Here is a 23,208-nt window from a genome sequence, read left to right as displayed (position 1 = left end):
ATGATTGATATTCATTCGCATATTGTATTTGGTGTGGATGATGGTCCGAAATCTAAGCAAGAAAGCAAGGCGCTTTTGACAGAAGCCTATCGGCAAGGGGTAAGGACTATTGTATCGACATCGCATAGACGAAAAGGAATGTTTGAAACTCCTGAGGAGACGATAGAGGCAAACTTTCAAGAAGTGAAGGAGCTAGCCAAGGAAGTGGCTCCAGATTTGAACATTCTCTATGGAGCAGAAATTTATTATACCCATGATGTGCTTGAGAAGTTAGAAAAACAGGTGATTCCAAGTCTCAATGGGACACGCTATGCTCTCATTGAGTTTAGTATGGCTACCCCTTACAGGGAAATCCATACTGCCTTGAGCAATGTTCTCATGCTTGGGATAACGCCTGTAGTTGCCCACATTGAACGTTACCATGAATTAGAAAATAACGAAAAACGTGTAAAAGAGTTGATTGACATGGGCTGCTACACTCAAATCAATAGCTCAAGTATTTTAAAACCAAAGTTATTTGGGGATAAATATAAATTTATGAAGAAACGAGCTCGCTATTTCCTAGAGCGTGATTTGGTACATTTTGTGGCGAGCGATATGCACAATTTAGACCAAAGACCGCCTTACATGAAAGAAGCTTATGAGATCGTCTCAAAACAATACGGTGAAAGAAAGGCGAGAGAATTATTTATCGAAAATCCTCGCTTTATCTTGGCAGATCAAATTATTTAGGAGTTGACATGAAAGAAAATAAAGAAATCGGAATTGATGTTGTTCAATTATTTAAAATCCTTTGGAAGAAGAAACTCGCTATCATACTAACTGCGGTTGTGACAGCGTTACTTGCATTTGGCTTGAGTAGTTTTGTGTTGAAACCGGAATATGCTAGTACAACACGAATCTATGTTGTTAGTCGCAATCAATCTGAAAATACAGGGTTGACGAATCAGGATTTGCAGGCAGGTACCTATCTTGTAAAAGACTATAAGGAAATTATCCTTTCGCAAGATGTACTGGAAAAAGTCATTTCAAATCTTAAATTAGAGAAAACAGTTAAAGAACTAACTAAGAAAATTCAGGTGACAGTACCGGTAGATACTCGTATCGTATCGATCGTTGTTAAGGATGATCAACCAGAAGAAGCAAGTCGTATCGCAAATGCTCTTCGTGAAGTGGCAGCTGAAAAAATCATTAAGGTAACTCGTGTATCTGATGTAACAACATTAGAGGAAGCTAGACCAGCAATAACACCATCCTCACCTAATATTCGTCGAAATACTGCACTTGCTTTCCTAGTAGGTGGAGCAGTGATGGTTGTTGCAGTCGTATTGCTTGAATTATTGGACGATCGTGTCAAACGACCAGAAGATGTCGAAGAAGTCATGCAGGTTGCACTTTTAGGAATTGTTCCAGATTTGGATAAGTTAAAGTAAGGGAGAAAACATGCCAACATTAGAAATCTCAAAAAAGCGTTTAGATTTTGCTAAAAAAGCTGAAGAACACTATAATGCTTTGCGTACCAATATTCAATTGAGTGGTGATAATTTGAAAGTTCTTGCTATTTCATCTGTCAAACCTGGTGAAGGAAAATCGACAACGTTAACTAATATCGCCTGGGCTTTCGCGCGTGCAGGCTATAAAACATTGCTAGTTGACGCGGATATCCGTAATTCAGTTATGTCTGGTGTCTTCAAGTCAAGGGAAAAAATTACTGGGTTAACTGACTTCTTAGCTGGAACTACTGATCTTTCAAATGGTCTCTGTGATACCAATATTGATAACCTATTTGTTATTCAGGCAGGACCGATATCACCTAACCCAACGGCCCTCCTGCAGAGTGAAAATTTCCATACCATGATTGATACCTTGCGTAAGTATTTTGACTATGTCATTGTGGATACTGCACCGATTGGGATGGTTATTGACGCCGCTATCATTACACAAAAATGTGACGCTTCTATCTTGGTTACGGCAGCTGGAGAGACAAAACGACGTGATATCTTAAAGGCAAAGGAACAGTTAGAACAAACAGGAACTCCTTTTTTAGGTGTGGTTCTAAATAAATTCAACACCGAAGTTGAAAAATATGGAGCTTATGGTGGTTATGGAGCCTATGGTTCCTATGGAAATTATGGGAAAAAGAAGTAGGTAGAGTTACCTAGGAGGTAGTTTTGAGAGAAGTATCAAATATTCGAAAACTAGAGATTCTCATAATACAACTGTTTCCAATTTATCTGTTATCGTTTGTATTAGCTAGTCATGAACTTCTGGTATTTCTGATGGTGGTTCACACTATTTCTTACTACATTAGTGCATATAGTAAAAATTTCAAATACCGGACCCTTGCAGAGGAATGTATACAAACGTTAAAATATATACTGGTTTATATTTTCTTATCCTGTCTAGTTTTTCCTATTTTAGAACCAAATATACCATATTTATCATTAGCTAATCTATTATGCATTGTGACTGTAAATTCAATTATGCTAATGATTGTCAATATTTGGATTCGTAAGATTTGGAAATATCTATCACTTCAAAAAAAATATACTCAGCGTATCTTGCTAGTGACCACACGTGCACGAGTTGAGAGAGTACTAAAGCAACTGTCTACTTATGAGTATGGCTATGTTTCAGCTGTTTGTATTGTGGATGATGAGCATTTTGAGTCTTCTAATTTGACAATCGTTACGTTGGATAACTTAGTAACCTATGCTACGAGATCAGTCGTAGACCAAGTGGTGATTAATCTCCCAAGCGAGAGCTTTTTAATTGCAGATTTTGTTTCTAAATTTGAAACGATGGGTTTACCAGTAGCTGTCAATATAGCAGCTTTAGATTTTGTGACCAATGGTGAAAAAGCGATTCAACGCTTTGGAAATTCTAGTGTTGTCAATTTTTCAACAACCTTTTATCGTTCGAGTGATGTTGCTTTAAAACGAATGATGGATATAATCGGATCCTTATTTGGTCTAGTTCTTTGTGGCATAGCGTCTATTTTTCTTGTTCCTCTGATAAAAAGAGACGGAGGGCCTGCTATTTTTGCTCAGGATAGGATTGGTAGGAATGGACGTATATTTAAATTCTACAAATTTCGTTCTATGAGAGTGGATGCTGAGGAAATTAAGAAGGACTTGATGAGTCAGAATCAGATGCAGGGTGGAATGTTTAAGATTGAAAATGATCCACGCGTGACAAAGATTGGACACTTTATTAGAAAAACGAGTCTAGATGAATTGCCACAATTTTGGAATGTTCTAAAAGGGGATATGAGTTTAGTTGGTACTAGACCACCAACCTTGGATGAGTATATGAAGTATACACCTGAACAAAAACGTCGTCTAAGTTTTAAACCTGGAATCACAGGCCTTTGGCAGATTAGTGGTAGAAGTAATATTAAAAACTTTGATGATGTGGTGAAGTTAGATGTTACTTATTTAGATGGCTGGACAATTTGGAAAGATATTGAAATTTTATTGAAGACTATAAAAGTTGTAGTAATGAAAGATGGAGCAAAGTAATTTTTGTTTTATCATAAAATGAAGTAGGAGTGATATGAGAAAATCAGTTTATATCATTGGTTCAAAAGGGATTCCTGCCAAATATGGAGGTTTTGAAACTTTTGTTGAAAAATTAACAGAATCTCAAAAAGATAGCAACATAAAATATTATGTTGCTTGTATGCGTGAAAATTCAGCTAAATCTGGTATTACAGATGATCGGTTTGAATATAACGGAGCAGTCTGTTTTAATATAGATGTTCCGAATATCGGCCCGGCCCGAGCGATTGCCTATGATATTGCTGCAGTTAATAAGGCTATAGAACTAGCCAAAGAAAACAGGGATGAAGCTCCAATTTTTTACATTTTAGCTTGTCGTATTGGTCCTTTTATTTCAAAAATTAAGAAAAAAATTCAGGACATTGGAGGCACTTTACTTGTGAATCCGGATGGTCATGAATGGCTGCGAGCAAAATGGAGCTTGCCAGTTCGTAAATATTGGAAATATTCTGAGAAACTTATGGTTAAACATGCCGATTTATTGGTCTGTGACAGTAAAAATATTGAAAAATATATCCAAGAGGATTATAAGCAGTATCAACCAAAGACCACCTATATTGCCTATGGGACAGATACAGCTCCTTCAAGCCTGAAAGCAGAAGATGCCAAAGTTCGAGACTGGTATCAGGAAAAAGGAGTTTGCGAAAATGGCTATTATTTAGTGGTGGGGAGATTTGTTCCTGAAAACAACTACGAAGCTATGATTCGTGAATTTATCAAATCTAAGTCTCAGAAAGACTTTGTCCTCATCACAAATGTGGAGCAGAATAAATTTTACGATCAGTTGTTACAGGATACGGGTTTTGACAAAGATCCTAGGGTCAAATTTGTCGGAACTGTTTATGACCAAGAGTTGCTCAAGTACATTCGTGAAAATGCCTTTGCTTATTTCCATGGGCATGAGGTTGGAGGGACCAATCCTTCTCTACTGGAAGCTCTAGCAGCCACAAAACTAAATTTGTTGCTAGATGTTGGTTTTAACCGTGAAGTCGGTGAAGATGGTGCTCTTTATTGGAAGAAAGACCAGTTGGCAAGTGTCATTGATCAGGCTGAACGTTTAGATAAACAATCTATTGAAGCCTTTAATAAGAAATCAAGCAAGCGTATTGCTCAAGCCTTTACATGGGGTAAAATTGTCACAGACTACGAGAAAGTATTTAAAGGATAGAAATGCAGAAAATTTTATATCTTCACGCTGGTGCCGAAATGTATGGTGCTGACAAGGTTTTGTTGGAGCTTATTAAAGGTTTGGATAAAGAAGCCTTTGAGGCTCATGTCATCTTGCCCAACGATGGCGTCTTAGTGGGTGCATTGGAAAAGGTTGGTGCTAAGGTAAAAGTAATTGATTATCCAATCTTGCGCCGTAAGTATTTTAATCCTAAGGGAATCCTTGAGTATTTTGGCTCTTATAATCGTTATTCAAAGCAAATTGCTAAATATGCTAAGGAAAATGGCATTACTCTCATTCACAACAATACGACTGCGGTACTTGAAGGGATTTATCTCAAACGTAAGTTGAAACTTCCTTTGATTTGGCATGTGCACGAGATTATCGTCAAACCAAAAGCAATCTCAGATTTCATCAACTTTTTGATGGGACGTTATGCTGATACGATAGTGACAGTTTCAAATGCTGTGGCCAACCACGTGAAGCAGTCTCGTTTTGTAAAAAATGACCAAGTTCAGGTCATCTATAATGGTGTTGACAATGGCGCCTATCATGAAATGGATGCCAGCGCAGTTCGTGACCAGTTTGGTATCGCACAGGATGCCTTGGTTATCGGAATGGTTGGTCGAGTGAATGCATGGAAAGGGCAAGGCGACTTTTTAGAAGCTGTGACTCCAATTTTGAAGGCTAATCTAAAAGCAGTAGCTTTTCTGGCAGGGAGTGCTTTTGAAGGTGAAGAGTGGCGTGTTGATGAGTTGGAAAAGGCAATATCAGACTCACCAGTGGCCGGACAAATCAAGCGTATCGATTATTATAATCAGACAACAGAGCTCTATAATATGTTTGATATCTTTGTCTTGCCAAGCACCAATCCAGATCCTCTACCAACTGTAGTTCTCGAATCAATGGCTTGTGGTAAACCTGTAGTGGGTTACCGTCATGGCGGTGTCTGTGAAATGGTGAAGGAAGGTAAAAACGGCTTTCTCACCACACCAAATCAACCTGTAGAATTGTCTAATGCTATTCAAGAATTGGCTAACAATACCGAGAAGAGAGAGCAATTTGGTGAGTCCTCTGTCCAACGTCAAAAAGAACTCTTCTCATTACAGAGTTATATTCAGAATTTCTCAGAGATATATAAGAAATACAATACTAAGATGAATACTGAATAAATTAAGAATAAAATAAGAATAAAATAAGAATAAATTAAAACCAATCGTATATCCAATTATTAATTTTATTCCTAGACGAAGACTCAAGAATAAAAATTTTACAGTCATTTGTGATAATTGTTGGGCTGGAAAAGTTTATCAAGAATTGGGCTTGCCTTATCAAACACCATTTGTAGGGATGTTTGTCTTTTCTCCTGATAACATCAAGATGCTCGAGAATTTAAAATACTATTTGAGTGGAAATATCTCCTTGAAATTTGTTAAGAAATCAAAATATATCAAGGACTTTGATAAAGCTTATCCTTTAGCGCTTCTTGATGATATTGAACTTCATTTCTTGCATTATGTAGACCAGGAAAAATTAACTCAAAAATGGAACCGTCGTTTAGAAAGAATTCATTGGTATAATTTGTATTTCAAGTTCAATGATAATGATGCTTGTAATTATAAATTGATAAAGGAGTTTGAAAAACTTCCTTACAAGAGTAAGATTATCTTCTCTTCAAAGAATTACAGTGATTTACCTTCTCTAGTTCATTTCAAATCAGCTGAAAAGCAAGGACACGTTGGCATCGACTTGAAAACGTATCATCGCTATTTTAATGTTGTAACTTGGTTGAATAAAGGAGGAGAAGATTTAACATAGACTATACATTAGGTAATATAATTATGAAACCACTTTTAACTGTCGTTATTCCAGTTTATAATGTCGAAAAATATTTGAAACGTTGTCTTGAAAGTATACTGTCTCAAGAGTGGAAATGTTATGACATTCTACTTATTGATGACGGAAGCACTGACAATTCTCCTCAAATTTGTGATAATTATGTTAAGGAATATGACTTTATCTCAGTTATCCACAAAGAAAATAGTGGGCTTTCTGAAGCTCGTAATACTGGTATTTTACATGCTAAAGGGGAGTATGTTTATTTTCCTGATTCAGATGACTGGATTGAACCACAAACCTTTGTAGAATTAGCAGAAGAGTTGGAGTCTCGAGAATTTGATATCATTTCTTTCAACCGTGAGTTTGTAAAAAGTGAAGAAGAAATTATTTTATCTGAGCCCAAAACAGATCAAGTGTATAAAGGTAAAGAGGCTTTTGTGAAAATGTTGACGCATAGTCACATCACTGGTTTTGCCAACGACAAAATATATAAGAAATCTCTTTTTATTGAGAATAATATCCTATTTCCCAAAGGGAAATATTATGAAGATTTGGGAACAAATTATAAGCTTTTTCTCTTAGCTAATAGAGTTTATGCGACAAATCAAAAATATTACCACTACCTAATTGATAACCCTGATTCCATTACACAATCATGGAATGAGAAAAAGTTTAGAGATATGTTTGAATTTTATAAAGAAGTTTTTTATTCGGATTTAGTTCGTTCGCAAATAAATCAAGAAGAATTTCAAATTTCAAAACTTTATTATGTAAATGGATTAACCCATATTTTAGCTAGTTTGTATAAATCTAAATTGGATAAGAAATATTTAGAACTCACTAATGAAGTGAAACTTGAATTACTAAAAAATAGAGTCTTTATTTCTCAAATGAAAGATCAACCAAATAAGTTAAAATATATACTGTTTAGACTTAAAGTGTTAAAATTTGCATTCAGTATTCAAAACATTTTCTGATATGATGTAGGAGTTTAGTTTGAAATACTCAGTTGTTATTCCAGTTTATAATGTTGAGAAATATATAGATCGTTGTTTACAAAGTGTTATTTTTCAGAATTATGAGGACTTGGAGATTATAGTGATCGAGAATGGATCTACAGATAATAGTCCTCATATTTGTGATACTTATGCTAACAAGTATCCTAATATCTCAGTCTATCACATTGAAAACCACGGTGTTGGTTTTGCCCGTAATTTTGGATTATCAAAAGCAAGAGGAGAATTCATATATTTTGTTGATGCGGATGATTATTTAATTGGTAATCTATTCTCTGATTTTGAAGAGAAGCTTCATGATAAGGTTGATTTGCTGGTGTTTAGTTATTATAATTCAATAGAAAAAGATCTTATTGAATTGAAGAGAAATCCCAAAATTTTACCGAATAATGTCTTGTTAGATAAAACTAATTTTATAACTTCTTTTAAAGAATTAGTTTTAACAGATATGATGTATACAGTATGGAATAAGATTTACCGAAGAGATTTTCTAATAGACAATAATTTGTATTTTTTAAAGTATGAACTAGGTGAGGATGTACGATTTAACCTGAGGGTATACGATTTTGTTGAAAATATTTTACTGTCCACAGAGTGTTACTATGTGTACATATCAGGTAGAATGAATTCTGCAATGGGGAGTTACAATTCAAATCGAGTTACATACCAGTTAGAGGAGTTATCACAGATTGAATACTTATTAAACAAATGGAATATTTTTGATAAGTCATTTATCGATACATTAAAATCAAGAATTTTAATGAGTAACATACAGAACATAGTGCTACAAAATATGTCTATAGAGACTCAGAAAAAAAAGATTGGCAAGTTATGTAGAATTGACGATATAAATTCTCTAATAAATAGTTCTCCTTCTAAATTACACATTCTTATACGTATTTTTTTGAAAAGTAAACTATATATCATTGTAATTTTTTTGAAAAGAATACAGAATTTTGTCGATAAGAAAAGATGATACGTATAGAAATGTTTGTTAGAGTATTCAATTTATTAAAAACATGGAAAGGTTTGGAAAGTATAAGTGAATAGTACTCGCTTTATATCAGAGAAGATTTATCTATTAACTTTATTTGTATGGATTATAGTTTCTTCATTAATTACTACTACATATTTTGTTAGATTAGATGGAGCATTGTTGATTTATCGCTTATCTCTATACGCTACTATTGCTATAATTCTTATAAAAGAATTATTTAATCTTTCGAATACGATGAATTATTTTAGATTTCATTTAAAACAAATGATTCTATTCATATTATTCATATTATCTATGCTAATCGTATCTAAAAATAGAGATGGTTTACTGGATATTACAGTTATTTTACTGGTTGCTTCAGCTAGAGATATTGATTTTAAGAAGTTATTAAAAACTTTCTCATATGCATCTTTTTCAGTATTAGCGATAACGATTTTTTCTAGTAATTCTGGGATTATTTCTAATATGTATATGAATGCTAATGGAGGATATCGCTATAGTTTAGGTTTTAATTATGTATCTTTTGCTTCTCAGCGTACGTTTTTTGCAATATGTAGTTATCTGATGTATAAAGGAAGAAAAATATCATATCTTGAGCTATTTTCTTTTTTGATACTCACTATTTATATGTTCCAACAGACAGGGACAACCAGTCCTTTTTATTTGAGTCTTCTCATAATACTTTATACCTGTTTTAGTAATAAGATTTTTAAGAAAGATTTTATCATTGATAATGGCTGGTTGACTAAGATAGTAAATCATTGTTTTTCTTTTGCGTTAACGATAATACTATATTTTTGCTTCTATTCATCAGGTATGTTGTACCATTTGACCGACAAATTCACCCATAATCGTCTTAGATTAAGTGTAGAAGGATTTCATAATTTTGGGGTTTCAATTTTTGGGAGACCGATAACATTTACAACATTTGATATTTTTGGGAACTTTTCTAGTAATTATAATTTTATTGATAGTTCATTTGTCCAGCTCCTTGTTATTGATGGTTTATTAGTTACTCTATTTATGTTACCAGCTTTGACAGGAGTAGTATCCTATTTCAAATTAAAAAGAAGAGATACTGTACTAGCTTGTATAGGAATTATGACAATACATGGTATGTTTGATCCTCAGATGTTAGTACTTCGTTACTCACCTCTTATTCTATTGATTAGTCGACTATTTATCATGAACGATGAGAGAAATATTGAGTAAATAAAAACGGAATATAGAAGGGTTGAGAAAATCTAGTCAATTATGAAAGTTTTAAAAAATTATGCTTATAATCTTTCTTATCAGTTATTACTCATAATACTACCTATCATCACAACTCCATACGTTACGAGAGTATTTTCTTCAAATGATTTAGGAACCTATAGTTTTTTTAACTCCATAGTTACTTATTTTCTTTTGTTAGCTACTTTAGGAGTAGCCAATTATGGTACAAAGGAGATTTCTGGTGATCGAAAAATCATTCGTAAGAATTTTTGGGGAATTTATACTTTACAGCTAGGAGCAGCTATTTGTTCTTTTGTACTGTATGTTTTGTTATGTCTGATTTTACCTGCTATGAAAAATCCTGTGGCCTATATTCTAGGTTTTAGTTTGCTTTCTAAAGCTCTAGATATTTCTTGGTTATTTCAAGGTTTAGAGGATTTTCGAAAGATTACAGTAAGAAATATTACGGTGAAATTAGCCGGTGTTATTTCTATCTTTCTATTCATAAGATCAGCAAACGACCTATATTTATATGTTTTTTTTCTGACAACTTTTGAATTGTTGGGACAATTAAGTATGTGGATACCAGCAAGAGAGTTTATTGGTAAACCATACTTTGATTTGATGTATGCTAAAAGGCACTTGAAGCCAGTCATCTTATTGTTCTTACCTCAGATTGCTATATCGCTTTATGTAACATTAGATAGCACTATGCTTGGAGCTCTTGCTTCAACAAGAGATGTAGGTATTTATGACCAAGCTTTGAAACTTATTAATATTTTATTAACTCTAGTAACTTCATTGGGTAGTGTTATGTTACCGCGAGTTTCAAATCTATTATCATCAGGAGATCATAAAGCAGTTAACAAGATGCATGAGATGTCATTTCTGATTTATAATTTGGTAATTTTCCCTATTATAGCAGGGATGTTAATCGTAAATGATGATTTTGTAAATTTTTTCCTGGGGCAAGATTTCCAAGAAGCACGTTATGCGATAGCAATTATGATTTTTAGAATGTTCTTTATTGGTTGGACCAATATTATGGGTATTCAAATCTTAATACCTCATAATAAGAATAAAGAGTTTATGCTGTCAACAACAATTCCTGCAATTGTTAGTGTGGGATTAAATCTTCTCTTGCTTCCCAAGTTGGGCTATATAGGTGCTGCAATTGTGTCTGTCTTAACAGAGGTACTAGTATGGCTGATACAGTTATTCTATACTCGTTCTTATTTGAGAGAGGTGCCTATTCTAGGTGCATTGATTAAAATTATAATCTCATCTGGAGTTATGTATGGTATTTTGTTATTTATAAAACAATTCCTCAATGTATCACCAATGATTAATGTGGGACTATATGCTGTTCTAGGGGCAATAATTTATGCCAGCTTGATCTTAATCTTAAAGGTCATAAATCCAAATGAGTTAAAACAACAATTACTAAAAAAATAAAGGGGTGTATTATGTACGACTACTTAATCGTTGGTGCTGGTTTGTCTGGAGCAATTTTTTCTTATGAAGCAACCAAGCGTGGAAAAAAAGTAAAAGTTATTGATAAACGTGACCACATTGGTGGGAATATCTACTGTGAGAATGTAGAAGGGGTTAATGTTCATAAATATGGTGCACATATCTTCCATACTTCTAATAAGAAAGTCTGGGATTATGTTAATCAATTTGCTGAATTTAACAACTATATCAACTCGCCTGTAGCTAATTATAAGGGTAGCCTTTATAATCTACCTTTCAATATGAATACTTTCTATGCTATGTGGGGGACAAAAACTCCTCAAGAAGTGAAAAATAAGATTGCTGAGCAAACGGCTCATATGAAGGACGTTGAACCTAAAAACTTGGAAGAGCAAGCTATTAAGTTGATCGGTCTAGATATTTATGAAAAATTGATTAAAGGATATACTGAAAAGCAATGGGGACGTTCTGCGACTGACCTTCCACCGTTTATCATTAAACGTTTACCAGTTCGTTTAACCTTTGATAATAATTATTTTAACGACCGTTATCAAGGGATTCCAATTGGAGGGTACAACGTTATTATCGAAAATATGCTGAAGGATGTGGAAGTAGAACTTGGAGTTGACTTTTTTGCCAATCGTCAAGAATTAGAAGCTTCTGCTGAAAAAGTTGTCTTTACAGGGATGATTGACCAATACTTTGATTATAAACATGGTGAGTTAGAATACCGTAGTCTTCGTTTTGAGCATGAAGTTCTAGATGAAGAAAACTATCAAGGAAACGCAGTTGTAAACTATACAGAACGAGAAATTCCTTATACTCGTATTATTGAGCATAAACATTTTGAGTACGGCACACAAGATAAAACGGTCATTACTCGTGAGTACCCAGCAGATTGGAAACGAGGAGATGAACCTTATTATCCAATCAATGATGAGAGAAACAATGCTATGTTTGCTAAGTATCAAGAAGAAGCAACACAGAATGATAAGGTGATTTTCTGCGGACGTTTAGCAGACTACAAATACTACGACATGCATGTGGTCATTGAACGTGCCCTACATGTTGTAGAGGAAGAGTTTAACAAAGATAATGAAGGATAAAATTGATATTGTTGTTTTATGGGTAGATGGGAATGATCCTAACTTTATTAAGGAAAAACAAAGAGTAACTAGTCAAAAGGAATCGTTAAATGCAGACGCTGATGGTGAACAGCGTTATCGAGAATATGGAATTTTTCAGTATTGGTTTCGTATGATTGAGAGACATGCACCGTGGGTCAATAATATTTATTTAATTACGAATGGTCAAAAGCCGAGCTGGCTGAACCTTAGTCATCCAAAGTTGAGATTTATATCACATAAGGAATTTATTCCAGAATCCTATCTTCCAACTTTTAATTCAGCGACTATTGAGTTAAATCTTCATAGAATTGAAGGCTTGTCTGAAAATTTTATTTATTTTAACGATGACATGTATTTGATAAAAGATGTAAAGCCTTCAGATTTCTTTAAAAATAATAAACCGAGGCTTTTAGCAGTTTACGATGCTTTAGTTCCATGGTCCTCGTATACAAACACTTATCATAATAACGTTGAATTGATTTATCGTCATTTCCCCAAAAAGCAAGCCTTAAAGTCTTCGCCTTGGAAATTTTTTAATTATAGATATGGTGCTTTAATATTGAAGAATATCTTATTACTTCCATGGGGCCCTACGGGGTATGTAAATCAACATCTTCCAGTTCCAATGAAAAAGAGTACTTTAGCTCATCTTTGGAAAATCGAGTCGGAGGTATTGGATAGAACGTCACGGAATCAATTCAGAAATTATGGGGTGGATGTGAATCAGTATATTTGTCAGCACTGGCAAATTGAAAGTAATGAGTTTTATCCAATTTCAAAAAATATGGGTGAATCAATTGAGCTAAATCAAATTGATAAGCTGAAGAAGATTTTTGGAAATAAGAAGCGAAAACTACTATGTGTGAATGATAGTATTAATATTGATGAAAGAAATATTATACTTTTCAAAAAATTATTAGAAGAACGCTATCCAGAAAAGTCATCTTTTGAAAAATGAAAGGTAAAATATGAAATACTACTTAAAAGAAGAATTTTTAAATGATGTTAACCAAAAAAATGCTGGCAATAAGGCACGTAATGATGTTGAAACTGTGTTAAATGAGTTGGGATATATCCCTTTAAGAGTATTGGTTGATGATTGGTATAAAATGAATGTACTCAAGGCACAGATACATAAATTTCAAGCACTATCAAAAGCATTCAAACTTTTAAAAAGAGGCGATGAGATTGTTATCCAATTTCCATTATTACACCATTCCTTACTATTTAGTAATTTACTAAAATCCCTTAGAAAAAAAGGTATTAAAATCTATTTCCTGATTCATGATTTAGAAACATTACGTTTTGTAAATGATGAAACATTACCTTTTAGAATGAAATTACGTATGAAAATTACGGAGGGATCTTCTTTACATTATGTAAATGGTATTATTGCTCATAATAAAGTAATGAAAGGAGTATTAGTCAATAAAGGAGTTCTTGGAGAAAAAATTACTAATTTAGAAATCTTTGATTATTTAATTCCAGATTTTATAGAAAAAACTAGTTTAAGAAAAGAACAACCAATAATTGTTGCAGGAAATTTATCACAAGATAAAGCAGCATATCTATACTCATTACCTATAGAACCACAATTTAATTTATATGGTGTTGGATTTGATGAGTCTAGGAAGTTATCTAATGAAACCTACTTTGGTTCATTTCTTCCAGATGAACTTCCATCAGTATTGGAAGGAAGTTTTGGTTTAGTTTGGGATGGTGACAGTTCTGAGACTTGTAGTGGATTTTTTGGAGAGTATCTACGCTATAACAATTCTCATAAAGCGTCACTTTATTTGGCTTCTGGTTTCCCTATCATTGTTTGGAAGGAATCTGCTTTGTCTCATTTTGTCTTAAAGAATAATTGTGGTATCACAGTTGATTCTTTGTTTGACATACAAGAAACAATCAATAATATTTCGGAAGAAGAATATCAAGAGTTAGTAGAAAATGCACAAAAGGTAGGAAATAATATAAGATCAGGATATTATTTGAAAATAGCTTTAGAGAAACTAACTAAATACTTAGTTTAAATTCACTAAGTAATGTATCATTTGTCTCTGATTACTAATTAGAAAAATTCTAATTTAATATAGAAAGGTAGTTCGATTATGAAAGGTATTATCCTTGCAGGAGGTTCAGGAACTCGCTTGTATCCTTTGACTCGTGCTATATCCAAACAACTGATGCCGGTTTATGATAAACCCATGATTTATTATCCTCTATCGACACTCATGTTAGCTGGTATCAAAGATATTTTAATTATCTCTACTCCTCATGATTTACCTCGTTTTAAAGAGCTGCTTCAAGATGGTTCGGAGTTGGGAATTAATCTTTCTTATGCGGAACAACCTAGTCCAGATGGTTTGGCCCAGGCCTTCATTATCGGTGAAAAATTTATTGGAAATGACAGTGTCGCCCTAATTTTAGGAGATAATATTTACTATGGTCCTGGTCTATCTAAAATGCTTCAGAAGGCTGCTAATAAGGAGAAAGGTGCAACTGTTTTTGGATATCAAGTTAAGGATCCTGAAAGATTTGGTGTTGTGGAATTTGATGAAGAGATGAATGCTGTTTCTATTGAGGAAAAACCAGAACATCCTCGTTCCAATTATGCAGTGACCGGCCTTTATTTCTATGATAATGATGTTGTAGAAATTTCAAAAAATATTAAACCAAGCCCTCGTGGTGAATTGGAAATTACAGACGTAAACAAAGCATATCTAGAACGTGGAGACTTATCAGTTGAGCTAATGGGGCGTGGTTTTGCGTGGTTAGATACTGGAACTCATGAAAGTTTATTAGAGGCGTCACAGTACATTGAGACAGTGCAACGGATGCAAAATGTTCAAGTGGCAAACTTAGAAGAGATTGCTTATCGTATGGGTTATATCAGCCGTGAGGATGTATTAAAGTTGGCGCAACCTCTTAAGAAAAATGAATACGGACAATATTTGCTCCGTTTGATTGGAGAAGCATAGATGACAGATAATTTTTTCGGTAAGACGCTTGCGGTTCGTAAGGTCGAAGCTATTCCAGGTATGCTGGAGTTCGATATTCCCGTTCATGGAGATAATCGTGGTTGGTTCAAAGAAAATTTCCAAAAGGAAAAAATGCTCCCCCTTGGTTTCCCAGAGTATTTCTTTACAGAAGGAAAATTACAAAACAATGTATCCTTCTCACGTAAAAATGTTCTCCGTGGTCTACACGCAGAACCTTGGGATAAGTACATCTCTGTAGCAGATGGTGGGAAGGTTCTGGGTTCTTGGGTTGATCTACGCGAGGGCGAAACTTTCGGAAATACTTATCAAACAGTAATTGATGCAAGTAAGGGAATCTTTGTTCCCCGTGGTGTGGCTAATGGATTTCAGGTTCTATCAGATACAGTCTCTTATAGCTATCTGGTCAACGATTATTGGGCATTAGATTTGAAACCTAAATATGCCTTTGTCAATTATGCAGATCCAGAATTAGGAATTGAGTGGGCCAATCTTGCTGAAGCAGAGGTTTCAGAAGCAGATAAAAATCATCCACTACTTAAGGATGTAAAACCTTTGAAAAAAGAAGATTTGTAAAAAAGGAAAGACTATGACTGAATACAAAAAAATTATCGTGACAGGTGGAGCAGGTTTTATCGGTTCTAACTTTGTTCATTATGTTTACAAGAACTTTCCAGATGTTCACGTGACAGTATTAGACAAGTTGACTTATGCTGGAAATCGCGCTAATATTGAGGAAATTTTGGGAGATCGTGTTGAGTTAGTTGTTGGTGATATTGCTGATGCGGAGTTGGTAGACAAGTTGGCTGCTCAAGCAGACGCTATCGTTCATTATGCAGCGGAAAGTCACAATGATAATTCACTGAATGACCCATCACCGTTTATACATACTAACTTCATCGGAACCTATACTCTTTTGGAAGCAGCTCGCAAATATGATATTCGCTTCCACCATGTATCGACAGATGAAGTTTATGGTGATCTTCCTCTTCGTGAGGATTTGCCAGGAAATGGTGAAGGTCCAGGTGAGAAATTTACTGCTGATACCAAATACAATCCTAGCTCTCCATACTCATCAACCAAGGCCGCTTCAGACTTGATTGTAAAAGCCTGGGTACGATCATTTGGTGTCAAGGCAACGATTTCTAACTGTTCAAATAACTACGGTCCTTATCAACACATTGAAAAATTCATCCCACGTCAGATTACCAACATCCTAAGTGGAATTAAGCCAAAACTTTATGGTGAAGGTAAGAATGTTCGTGACTGGATTCATACCAATGATCATTCTTCGGGAGTTTGGACAATCTTGACAAAAGGTCAAATCGGTGAAACTTACTTAATCGGGGCTGATGGTGAGAAGAACAACAAGGAAGTTTTGGAACTTATCCTTAAGGAAATGGGCCAAGATGCAGATGCCTATGATCATGTAACTGACCGTGCAGGACATGACCTCCGCTATGCAATTGACGCTAGTAAGCTCCGTGATGAATTAGGCTGGAAACCAGAATTCACTAATTTTGAATCTGGTCTCAAGGAAACAATCAAGTGGTATACAGATAACCAAGAATGGTGGAAAGCAGAGAAAGAAGCTGTTGAAGCCAATTATGCTAAAACTCAGGAGATTATCAAATTATAAAAAGCAGGAAATAGTTGCTTTTTATTGCTATAGTGGGAAGAGTTACAGATTAGGAAGGTGTAGAGATGATTTTAATTACAGGAGCAAAAGGCCAATTAGGAACTGAACTTCGTTATTTATTAGATGAGCGTAATGAAGAATACGTAGCAGTAGATGTGGCTGAGATGGATATTACAAATGAAGAAATGGTTGAGAAAGTTTTCGAAGAAGTTAAACCGACTTTAGTATACCACTGTGCTGCCTACACCGCTGTTGATGCAGCAGAGGATGAAGGGAAAGAATTAGACTTTGCTATCAATGTTACGGGGACAGAAAATGTCGCAAAAGCATCTGAAAAGCATGGTGCAACCCTAGTTTATATTTCCACCGACTATGTCTTTGACGGTAAGAAACCAGTTGGAGAAGAGTGGGAAGTTGATGATCGACCAGATCCACAGACAGAATATGGACGTACAAAGCGCATGGGAGAAGAGTTAGTTGAGAAGTATGTGTCTAATTTCTATATTATCCGTACTGCCTGGGTATTTGGAAATTACGGTAAAAACTTTGTTTTTACGATGCAAAACCTTGCGAAAACTCATAAGACATTAACGGTTGTAAATGACCAGCATGGTCGCCCAACTTGGACTCGTACCTTGGCTGAATTTATGACTTATCTAGCTGAAAATTGCAAGGAATTTGGTTACTATCATTTATCGAATGACGCAACAGAAGACACAACTTGGTATGATTTTGCAGTTGAAATTTTGAAAGATACAGATGTGGAAATCAAGCCAGTAGATTCAAGTCAATTTCCAGCAAAAGCTAAACGTCCGTTAAACTCAACAATGAGTCTGGCTAAAGCTAAAGCTACTGGATTTGTTATTCCAACTTGGCAAGATGCCTTGAAAGAATTTTATAAACAAGAAGTAAAAAGTGATATTAACTAATTTGAATCCTGGTCGTTAATGAACTCCCCACGAAAATAATAGATATAATATTCTCATGACAACAGCTTTGCAGTGTGTAAGAAATGAGTTAGATTAAAGAATTAAAACTGTTTCTCAGATGCTATTTTCAAATATGATTAATAATTCCTTGACTACCTAATGTAGTTGAGGTATTTTTGATATTATTCATATTTTTGCAAATCTATTGTTTAAAAAATAATTTTCTAAAATTCTGAAAATTCTGTTGACAGGACTTTAAAAAGGGTCTATAATGGATAGAAAAACAAAGGAGAATACTATGAAAACAAGGAAAGTATTGGCTCTTGCGGGAGTCACTTTATTAGCAGCTGGTGTCTTAGCGGCTTGTTCTGGTGGTTCTGCTACTAAAGGTGAGCAGACTTTTGCATTTACCTACGAGACAGACCCAGATAATCTCAACTATTTGACAACCAGCAAGGCAGCTACTTCAAACATTACTAGTAACGTCATTGATGGATTGTTTGAAAATGACCGTTATGGGAATCTTGTTCCCTCTATGGCAGAGGACTGGTCAGTTTCTAAAGATGGTTTGACCTACACTTATAAGATTCGTCAGGATGCCAAGTGGTACACATCTGAAGGGGAAGAATATGCTCCTGTCAAGGCTCAAGACTTTGTAACAGGTCTTAAATATGCAACAGATAAGAAATCACAAGCTCTTTACTTGGTACAGGATTCAATCAAGGGGCTGGATGCTTATGCTAAGGGAGAAAATAAAGATTTTTCTCAAGTTGGAATTAAAGCCCTTGACGATCAAACAGTCCAATACACTTTGAACAAACCTGAAAGTTTTTGGAATTCTAAAACAACAATGGGTGTCTTGGCACCAGTTAATGAAGAGTTTTTGAACTCAAAAGGGGATGATTTTGCTAAAGCGACAGATCCAAGCAGTATCTTGTATAATGGTCCTTATTTGTTAAAATCTCTTGTGGCTAAATCTTCCGTTGAATTTGCAAAAAACCCTAACTACTGGGATAAAGATAATGTTCATGTTGATAAGATAAAATTGTCATTCTGGGATGGTCAAGATACCAGCAAACCTGCGGAAAACTTTAAAGATGGTAGTCTTACAGCAGCCAGACTTTATCCTACAAATGCAAGTTTTGCAGAACTTGAAAAAACGATGAAGGACAATATTGTCTATACCCAACAAGACTCTACGACTTATCTAGTTGGTACAAATATTGACCGCCAGTCCTATAAATATACTTCTAAGACTAGTGACGAACAAAAGACTTCTACTAAAAAGGCTCTCTTAAACAAGGATTTCCGCCAAGCTATTGCTTTTGGTTTGGATCGTACTGCCTATGCTTCACAAGTGAACGGTGCCAGTGGTGCAAGCAAAATTTTGCGTAATCTCTTTGTGCCACCAACATTTGTTCAAGCTGATGGGAAAAACTTTGGCGATATGGTCAAAGAAAAATTGGTGACTTACGGGGATGAATGGAAGGATGTTAATCTGGCCGATGCCCAAGATGGATTATATAATCCTGAAAAAGCCAAGGCAGAATTTGCCAAAGCTAAGTCCGCTCTACAAGCTGAGGGAGTACAATTCCCAATTCACCTAGATATGCCAGTTGACCAGACAGCAACTACAAAAGTTCAACGTGTACAGTCTTTCAAACAATCGGTTGAAGAAACCTTGGGTACAGATAATGTCGTAATTGATATTCAACAACTACAAAAAGATGAAGTCTTGAATATTACCTACTTTGCTGAAACAGCAGCTGGGGAAGATTGGGATATTTCAGATAATGTTGGTTGGTCTCCAGACTTTGCGGATCCATCTACTTACCTCGATATTATCAAACCATCAGTTGGTGAAAACACTAAAACCTACTTTGGCTTTGATTCTGGTACAGATAATGCTGCAGCTAAGAAGGTTGGTCTGAACGACTATGAGAAATTGGTAACTGAAGCTGGAAATGAGACAATAGATGTAGCAAAACGTTATGATAAGTATGCTGCAGCCCAAGCTTGGTTGACAGATAGTGCCTTGATTATTCCAACAACATCACTCACTGGTCGCCCAATCTTGTCTAAGATGGTACCATTTACGATGCCGTTTGCCTTCTCTGGTAACAAGGGGACAAGCGATCCGCTCCTATACAAATACTTGGAACTTCAAGACAAGGCAGTCACAGCAGATGAATATCAAAAAGCTCAAGATAAATGGATGAAAGAAAAAGAAGAATTCAATAAAAAAGCGCAAGAAGAACTTGCAAAACATGTGAAATAAGATAAAAAGAAGTTAGTTGTTAGCTAACTTCTTTTGGTTTTGAGAAAATAGATTGATGCCTATCCTCATGTTTTAGATGTCAATGAGTCTATTGAATTGTAGAAAAAATCCTGAGTTTTGCTTCTCAGGATTTTCTTTCATCTCACTGTTGTGGTTGTTGAACTTGTGGATTTTGTGGTGCTGGTTGTACTGGCTGCGTTGGCTGAACAGCTTGACCAGCTTGTCCTTGATTAGGATCAGTTGCTGGAGCATTATTTGGTTGTTGACCAACCGTTGTACTTGCCTGTGTAGTTGAACTTTCAGCGGTTGTGCTTGGAGTTTCTACTGTTTGTGTTTGTTGTGTAGCTGGATTATTCCAGGCGTTCTTCGCGTTGTTTTGGAAGACGAATTCTCCATTTCGATACAAGCCATCTGGCATTGTCCAGTCTCCAGGATGGTCATCTTCAGAAAGGTAAGTTATCATTGAACGGTAGACCTTACCAGCCACAAGGAAACCATCTCCGATGATTGGAGTTAGACGATTTGAGTATCCTGTCCAAACAGCCATTGCATATTTACGAGTATACCCTACAAACATTTCATCTGGGGCTACGTAGCCAGTGTTCTTGATATACTTTTCAATTTCGTCGTCAGTATAGTTAGAAGTACCTGTCTTACCTGCTTGTGGAAGCCATGGTAGGTAGGCTCCACGTCCGGTACCGTATACTAGGACTGTTTTCATCATTTCAGTCATCATATAGGCAGTAGTTTCTTTCATAGCTCGTGTGCCGGCATCAGAAAATTCTTTCTCACTACCGTCGCTAAAGACGATTTTATTGATGTACATTGGCTTGTGGTAAATACCACCATTAGCAAAAGCAGCGTAGGCAGCAGCCATTTTTTCACTACTTGCACCGTATTTTTTGTTGGATTCAGTTGTATTACTTGAAATGGCGTTTGCATAATGCATGCTTGGATAATCAATACCAAGCCCATTAAGGAAGGCTTTAGCCTTATCTAGACCGACCTTATTCAAAGTTTCAACGGCTGTGACATTACGTGATTGTTGAAGAGCATATTGGACAGTAATGTTTCCAAAGTAGCCATGATCCCAGTTGTAGACTGGAGTATCAGTACCAGGATAGTTATAAGGAACATCATGAACAATATATGCAGTAGAGTCATAGACTCCATATTCTAAAGCGGGAGCATAGTCAGTGATTGGTTTCATAGTAGAACCCCAGTCACGGTTGGTTTCAACGGCTTGGTTAACACCGAAAGATACATTACTTGATTGGTGACGGGCACCTAGTTGAGCAATGACTTTACCATTTGTTACATCTACGATGGTTGAAGCTACTTGGAGTTCATCATCTGGATAGGCAACATATTCATCTGTGTTGTAAACATCCCAAAGTCGCTGTTGAACATCTTTGTCCACATTTGTGTAGACATCCATACCTGTAGTCAGAAGGTTGTAACCAGTTTCTTGTTCAACTTGGTCAATGACTTCTTTGAGGTAGTTATCCATATAGGCTGGGTAACTATTGGCTGATTTTAAGCTCTGAAGACCGTCAGTGATAGGCGTATTGATTGCTTTCTCATACTGTTCTGCACTGATGTAATTTTGTCCCTTCATTTCTGAAAGTACCAAGTTACGACGCTCGAGAGCAGCTTCTGGATGGGAATATGGATCATATTGGTTTGGTGCCTGAGGCATTCCAGCTAGGAGCGCTAACTGTGGCAAGCTTAAATCCTTCAAGTCTTTTTCATAGTAATTTTGGGCTGCGGTTTGCATTCCATAGTTACCGTTAGACATGTAGACTTTGTTGATGTAGTAGGTTAGGATTTCTTGCTTAGTTGCTTTTTGTTCTAGTTGAACGGCCAGCCAAGCTTCTTGGGCTTTACGTGACAAGGTTTGATCAGCAGTTGAAGTTGAGAAATAAGTTAATTTAATCAATTGCTGGGTCAAGGTTGATGCCCCTTGGAGTCCTCCTTTTCCTTGGAGGTTTCGCAATGCTGCACCCATGATACGAATGGTATCGACACCTCTATGATCAAAGAAACGGTGGTCTTCGATAGACACAATTGCCTTGACTAAGTCAGTAGGAATTTCATTTGCTTGAGCATTTACGCGACGTTCAGATCCAAGGTCAGCAATCAGTTCGTTCTTATTGTCATAAATCTTGCTAGAAGTTGTCGCGATTAGTTTACTTTCAGATAAGGCTGGAGCCTTGCTAACAAAGTAGAGGAAGACACCACCACCTAATAGAAATAAAGCGATAAATAAGGTAAGGAATGTAATTCCCATATACTTTAAAAATCGCAGAATAATTTGTTTATTCATCTTGTTTTACCACCTAGTAAATGTTCTTTGATAATATCGAGATAGGGTATTTGAGGGAAGGCTCCTTGCTTTACTAAATATCCGTATTCTTGAATATATCCAAGTGGCATTGATTTCTGCCCCTTATCTTGATGATAAAAGCGAATTAAATCAAGTGCCGGCAACAAATAAGTTTCTTGTTGAGAAGAAAAATGAAGCAGTACGAAGCAAATGCCCTGCTGTTCTAGAACTTGTTCCATATGTTGAATCTGGTGAAGATGGAAGTTCTTCATTGGGATAGCATTTTTTTGCCGCGTTTCTTTAGCTTCAAAGTCAATGTAATATCCTCTATACACCCCAGAATAATCTGTTGTGGAAGCTTGTCTAAAATAGGCTTCTACAATTTTGGCTCGACTACGTTGAGGATAGTCTACTCGAACAATTTGAACAGGCGTCGGCTTTTTATGGATAACTGCCATGCCATGCGTCAGATAGTAGTCGTTGGTAGCGTTGATCATCTTTTCAAAAGTCATTCCTCGATTTGCGAAATTTTTTGGTTGAGAAATGGATGTTTGGCTTTTTTTTGATGAAATTTTATGAGGATAGTTGACCATATTTCTCCTTATTGGTACAATAACATCACTCTATTATACCATAAAAATA

Annotated in this window: 21 protein-coding genes; 19 read left to right on the top strand and 2 right to left on the bottom strand. The window is 35.6% G+C overall.

All coding sequences use genetic code 11. The features are described 5' to 3' along the window. The 19 genes from cps4B (at position 1) to SM12261_RS07750 (ending at position 20,240) form a co-directional block, all read left to right on the top strand. Positions 1-732, top strand: a complete 732-nt coding sequence (gene cps4B, locus SM12261_RS07840) for a capsular polysaccharide biosynthesis protein Cps4B (RefSeq protein ID WP_000565386.1) — start codon at positions 1-3, stop codon at positions 730-732. A gap of 8 nt (positions 733-740) precedes the next feature. Further along, complete coding sequence (locus SM12261_RS07835; protein ID WP_000662188.1) at positions 741-1,433, top strand: CspC family polysaccharide chain length determinant protein; 693 nt, start codon at positions 741-743, stop codon at positions 1,431-1,433. A gap of 10 nt (positions 1,434-1,443) precedes the next feature. Next, positions 1,444-2,148: a tyrosine-protein kinase gene (locus SM12261_RS07830; RefSeq protein WP_001142527.1), complete on the top strand. Its 705-nt coding sequence runs from the start codon at positions 1,444-1,446 to the stop codon at positions 2,146-2,148. Positions 2,149-2,171: 23 nt separating this feature from the next. Beyond that, positions 2,172-3,521 carry a sugar transferase gene (locus SM12261_RS07825; protein WP_001209502.1) on the top strand — a complete coding sequence of 450 codons (1,350 nt, stop codon included), beginning with the start codon at positions 2,172-2,174 and terminating at the stop codon, positions 3,519-3,521. Positions 3,522-3,555: 34 nt separating this feature from the next. Then, on the top strand, positions 3,556-4,728 hold the full coding sequence (gene cps2T, locus SM12261_RS07820; RefSeq protein WP_001232426.1) for a beta 1-4 rhamnosyltransferase Cps2T: 1,173 nt from the start codon (positions 3,556-3,558) through the stop codon (positions 4,726-4,728). 2 nt (positions 4,729-4,730) lie between these two features. Then, positions 4,731-5,900 (top strand): glycosyltransferase family 4 protein, encoded by a 1,170-nt coding sequence (locus SM12261_RS07815; protein WP_001169546.1) that lies wholly within the window; start codon positions 4,731-4,733, stop codon positions 5,898-5,900. 43 nt (positions 5,901-5,943) lie between these two features. Continuing rightward, positions 5,944-6,546 (top strand): DUF1919 domain-containing protein, encoded by a 603-nt coding sequence (locus tag SM12261_RS07810; protein WP_050540657.1) that lies wholly within the window; start codon positions 5,944-5,946, stop codon positions 6,544-6,546. A gap of 23 nt (positions 6,547-6,569) precedes the next feature. Further along, positions 6,570-7,544: a glycosyltransferase gene (locus tag SM12261_RS07805; protein WP_000803544.1), complete on the top strand. Its 975-nt coding sequence runs from the start codon at positions 6,570-6,572 to the stop codon at positions 7,542-7,544. Between the two features lie 19 nt (positions 7,545-7,563). Next, positions 7,564-8,559: a glycosyltransferase family 2 protein gene (locus SM12261_RS07800; protein WP_000877801.1), complete on the top strand. Its 996-nt coding sequence runs from the start codon at positions 7,564-7,566 to the stop codon at positions 8,557-8,559. 66 nt (positions 8,560-8,625) lie between these two features. Then, on the top strand, positions 8,626-9,792 hold the full coding sequence (locus tag SM12261_RS07795; protein WP_001089418.1) for a hypothetical protein: 1,167 nt from the start codon (positions 8,626-8,628) through the stop codon (positions 9,790-9,792). 42 nt (positions 9,793-9,834) lie between these two features. Continuing rightward, the gene (locus tag SM12261_RS07790; protein WP_000866212.1) at positions 9,835-11,250 is read left to right on the top strand and encodes a flippase; all 1,416 of its coding nucleotides are present in this window, start codon (positions 9,835-9,837) and stop codon (positions 11,248-11,250) included. Positions 11,251-11,261: 11 nt separating this feature from the next. After that, positions 11,262-12,374, top strand: a complete 1,113-nt coding sequence (gene glf / locus SM12261_RS07785; protein WP_000272527.1) for a UDP-galactopyranose mutase — start codon at positions 11,262-11,264, stop codon at positions 12,372-12,374. Next, positions 12,361-13,353, top strand: a complete 993-nt coding sequence (locus SM12261_RS07780; RefSeq protein ID WP_025169761.1) for a stealth family protein — start codon at positions 12,361-12,363, stop codon at positions 13,351-13,353. Before glf ends, SM12261_RS07780 begins: the two co-directional genes overlap by 14 nt. Before the next feature lie 10 nt (positions 13,354-13,363). Then, positions 13,364-14,428 (top strand): glycosyltransferase, encoded by a 1,065-nt coding sequence (locus SM12261_RS07775; RefSeq protein ID WP_000878660.1) that lies wholly within the window; start codon positions 13,364-13,366, stop codon positions 14,426-14,428. A gap of 78 nt (positions 14,429-14,506) precedes the next feature. Further along, positions 14,507-15,376, top strand: a complete 870-nt coding sequence (gene rfbA, locus SM12261_RS07770; protein WP_000676151.1) for a glucose-1-phosphate thymidylyltransferase RfbA — start codon at positions 14,507-14,509, stop codon at positions 15,374-15,376. Next, a complete protein-coding gene (locus SM12261_RS07765; protein ID WP_000131475.1) occupies positions 15,377-15,970 on the top strand; it encodes a dTDP-4-dehydrorhamnose 3,5-epimerase family protein in 594 nt (197 codons plus the stop codon). Positions 15,971-15,983: 13 nt separating this feature from the next. Next, the gene (gene rfbB, locus SM12261_RS07760) at positions 15,984-17,033 is read left to right on the top strand and encodes a dTDP-glucose 4,6-dehydratase (protein WP_000141489.1); all 1,050 of its coding nucleotides are present in this window, start codon (positions 15,984-15,986) and stop codon (positions 17,031-17,033) included. 65 nt (positions 17,034-17,098) lie between these two features. Beyond that, complete coding sequence (rfbD, locus tag SM12261_RS07755) at positions 17,099-17,962, top strand: dTDP-4-dehydrorhamnose reductase (RefSeq protein WP_000600892.1); 864 nt, start codon at positions 17,099-17,101, stop codon at positions 17,960-17,962. Positions 17,963-18,260: 298 nt separating this feature from the next. Continuing rightward, the gene (locus SM12261_RS07750) at positions 18,261-20,240 is read left to right on the top strand and encodes a peptide ABC transporter substrate-binding protein (protein ID WP_000857579.1); all 1,980 of its coding nucleotides are present in this window, start codon (positions 18,261-18,263) and stop codon (positions 20,238-20,240) included. A 142-nt stretch (positions 20,241-20,382) separates the two neighbouring features. On the opposite strand, the gene pbp1a is transcribed toward SM12261_RS07750, so the two are convergent. Beyond that, complete coding sequence (pbp1a, locus tag SM12261_RS07745) at positions 20,383-22,566, bottom strand: penicillin-binding protein PBP1A (protein ID WP_001041321.1); 2,184 nt, start codon at positions 22,564-22,566, stop codon at positions 20,383-20,385. After that, positions 22,563-23,159, bottom strand: a complete 597-nt coding sequence (gene recU, locus SM12261_RS07740) for a Holliday junction resolvase RecU (RefSeq protein ID WP_000248752.1) — start codon at positions 23,157-23,159, stop codon at positions 22,563-22,565. Before recU ends, pbp1a begins: the two co-directional genes overlap by 4 nt. Positions 23,160-23,208 lie beyond the last annotated feature (49 nt).

The sequence above is a fragment of the Streptococcus mitis NCTC 12261 genome, assembly GCF_000148585.2.
In the GTDB taxonomy this organism is placed as follows: domain Bacteria; phylum Bacillota; class Bacilli; order Lactobacillales; family Streptococcaceae; genus Streptococcus; species Streptococcus mitis.
Note: the sequence above shows the minus strand (reverse complement) of the source record. Positions and strands in the feature narration are given on the sequence as shown.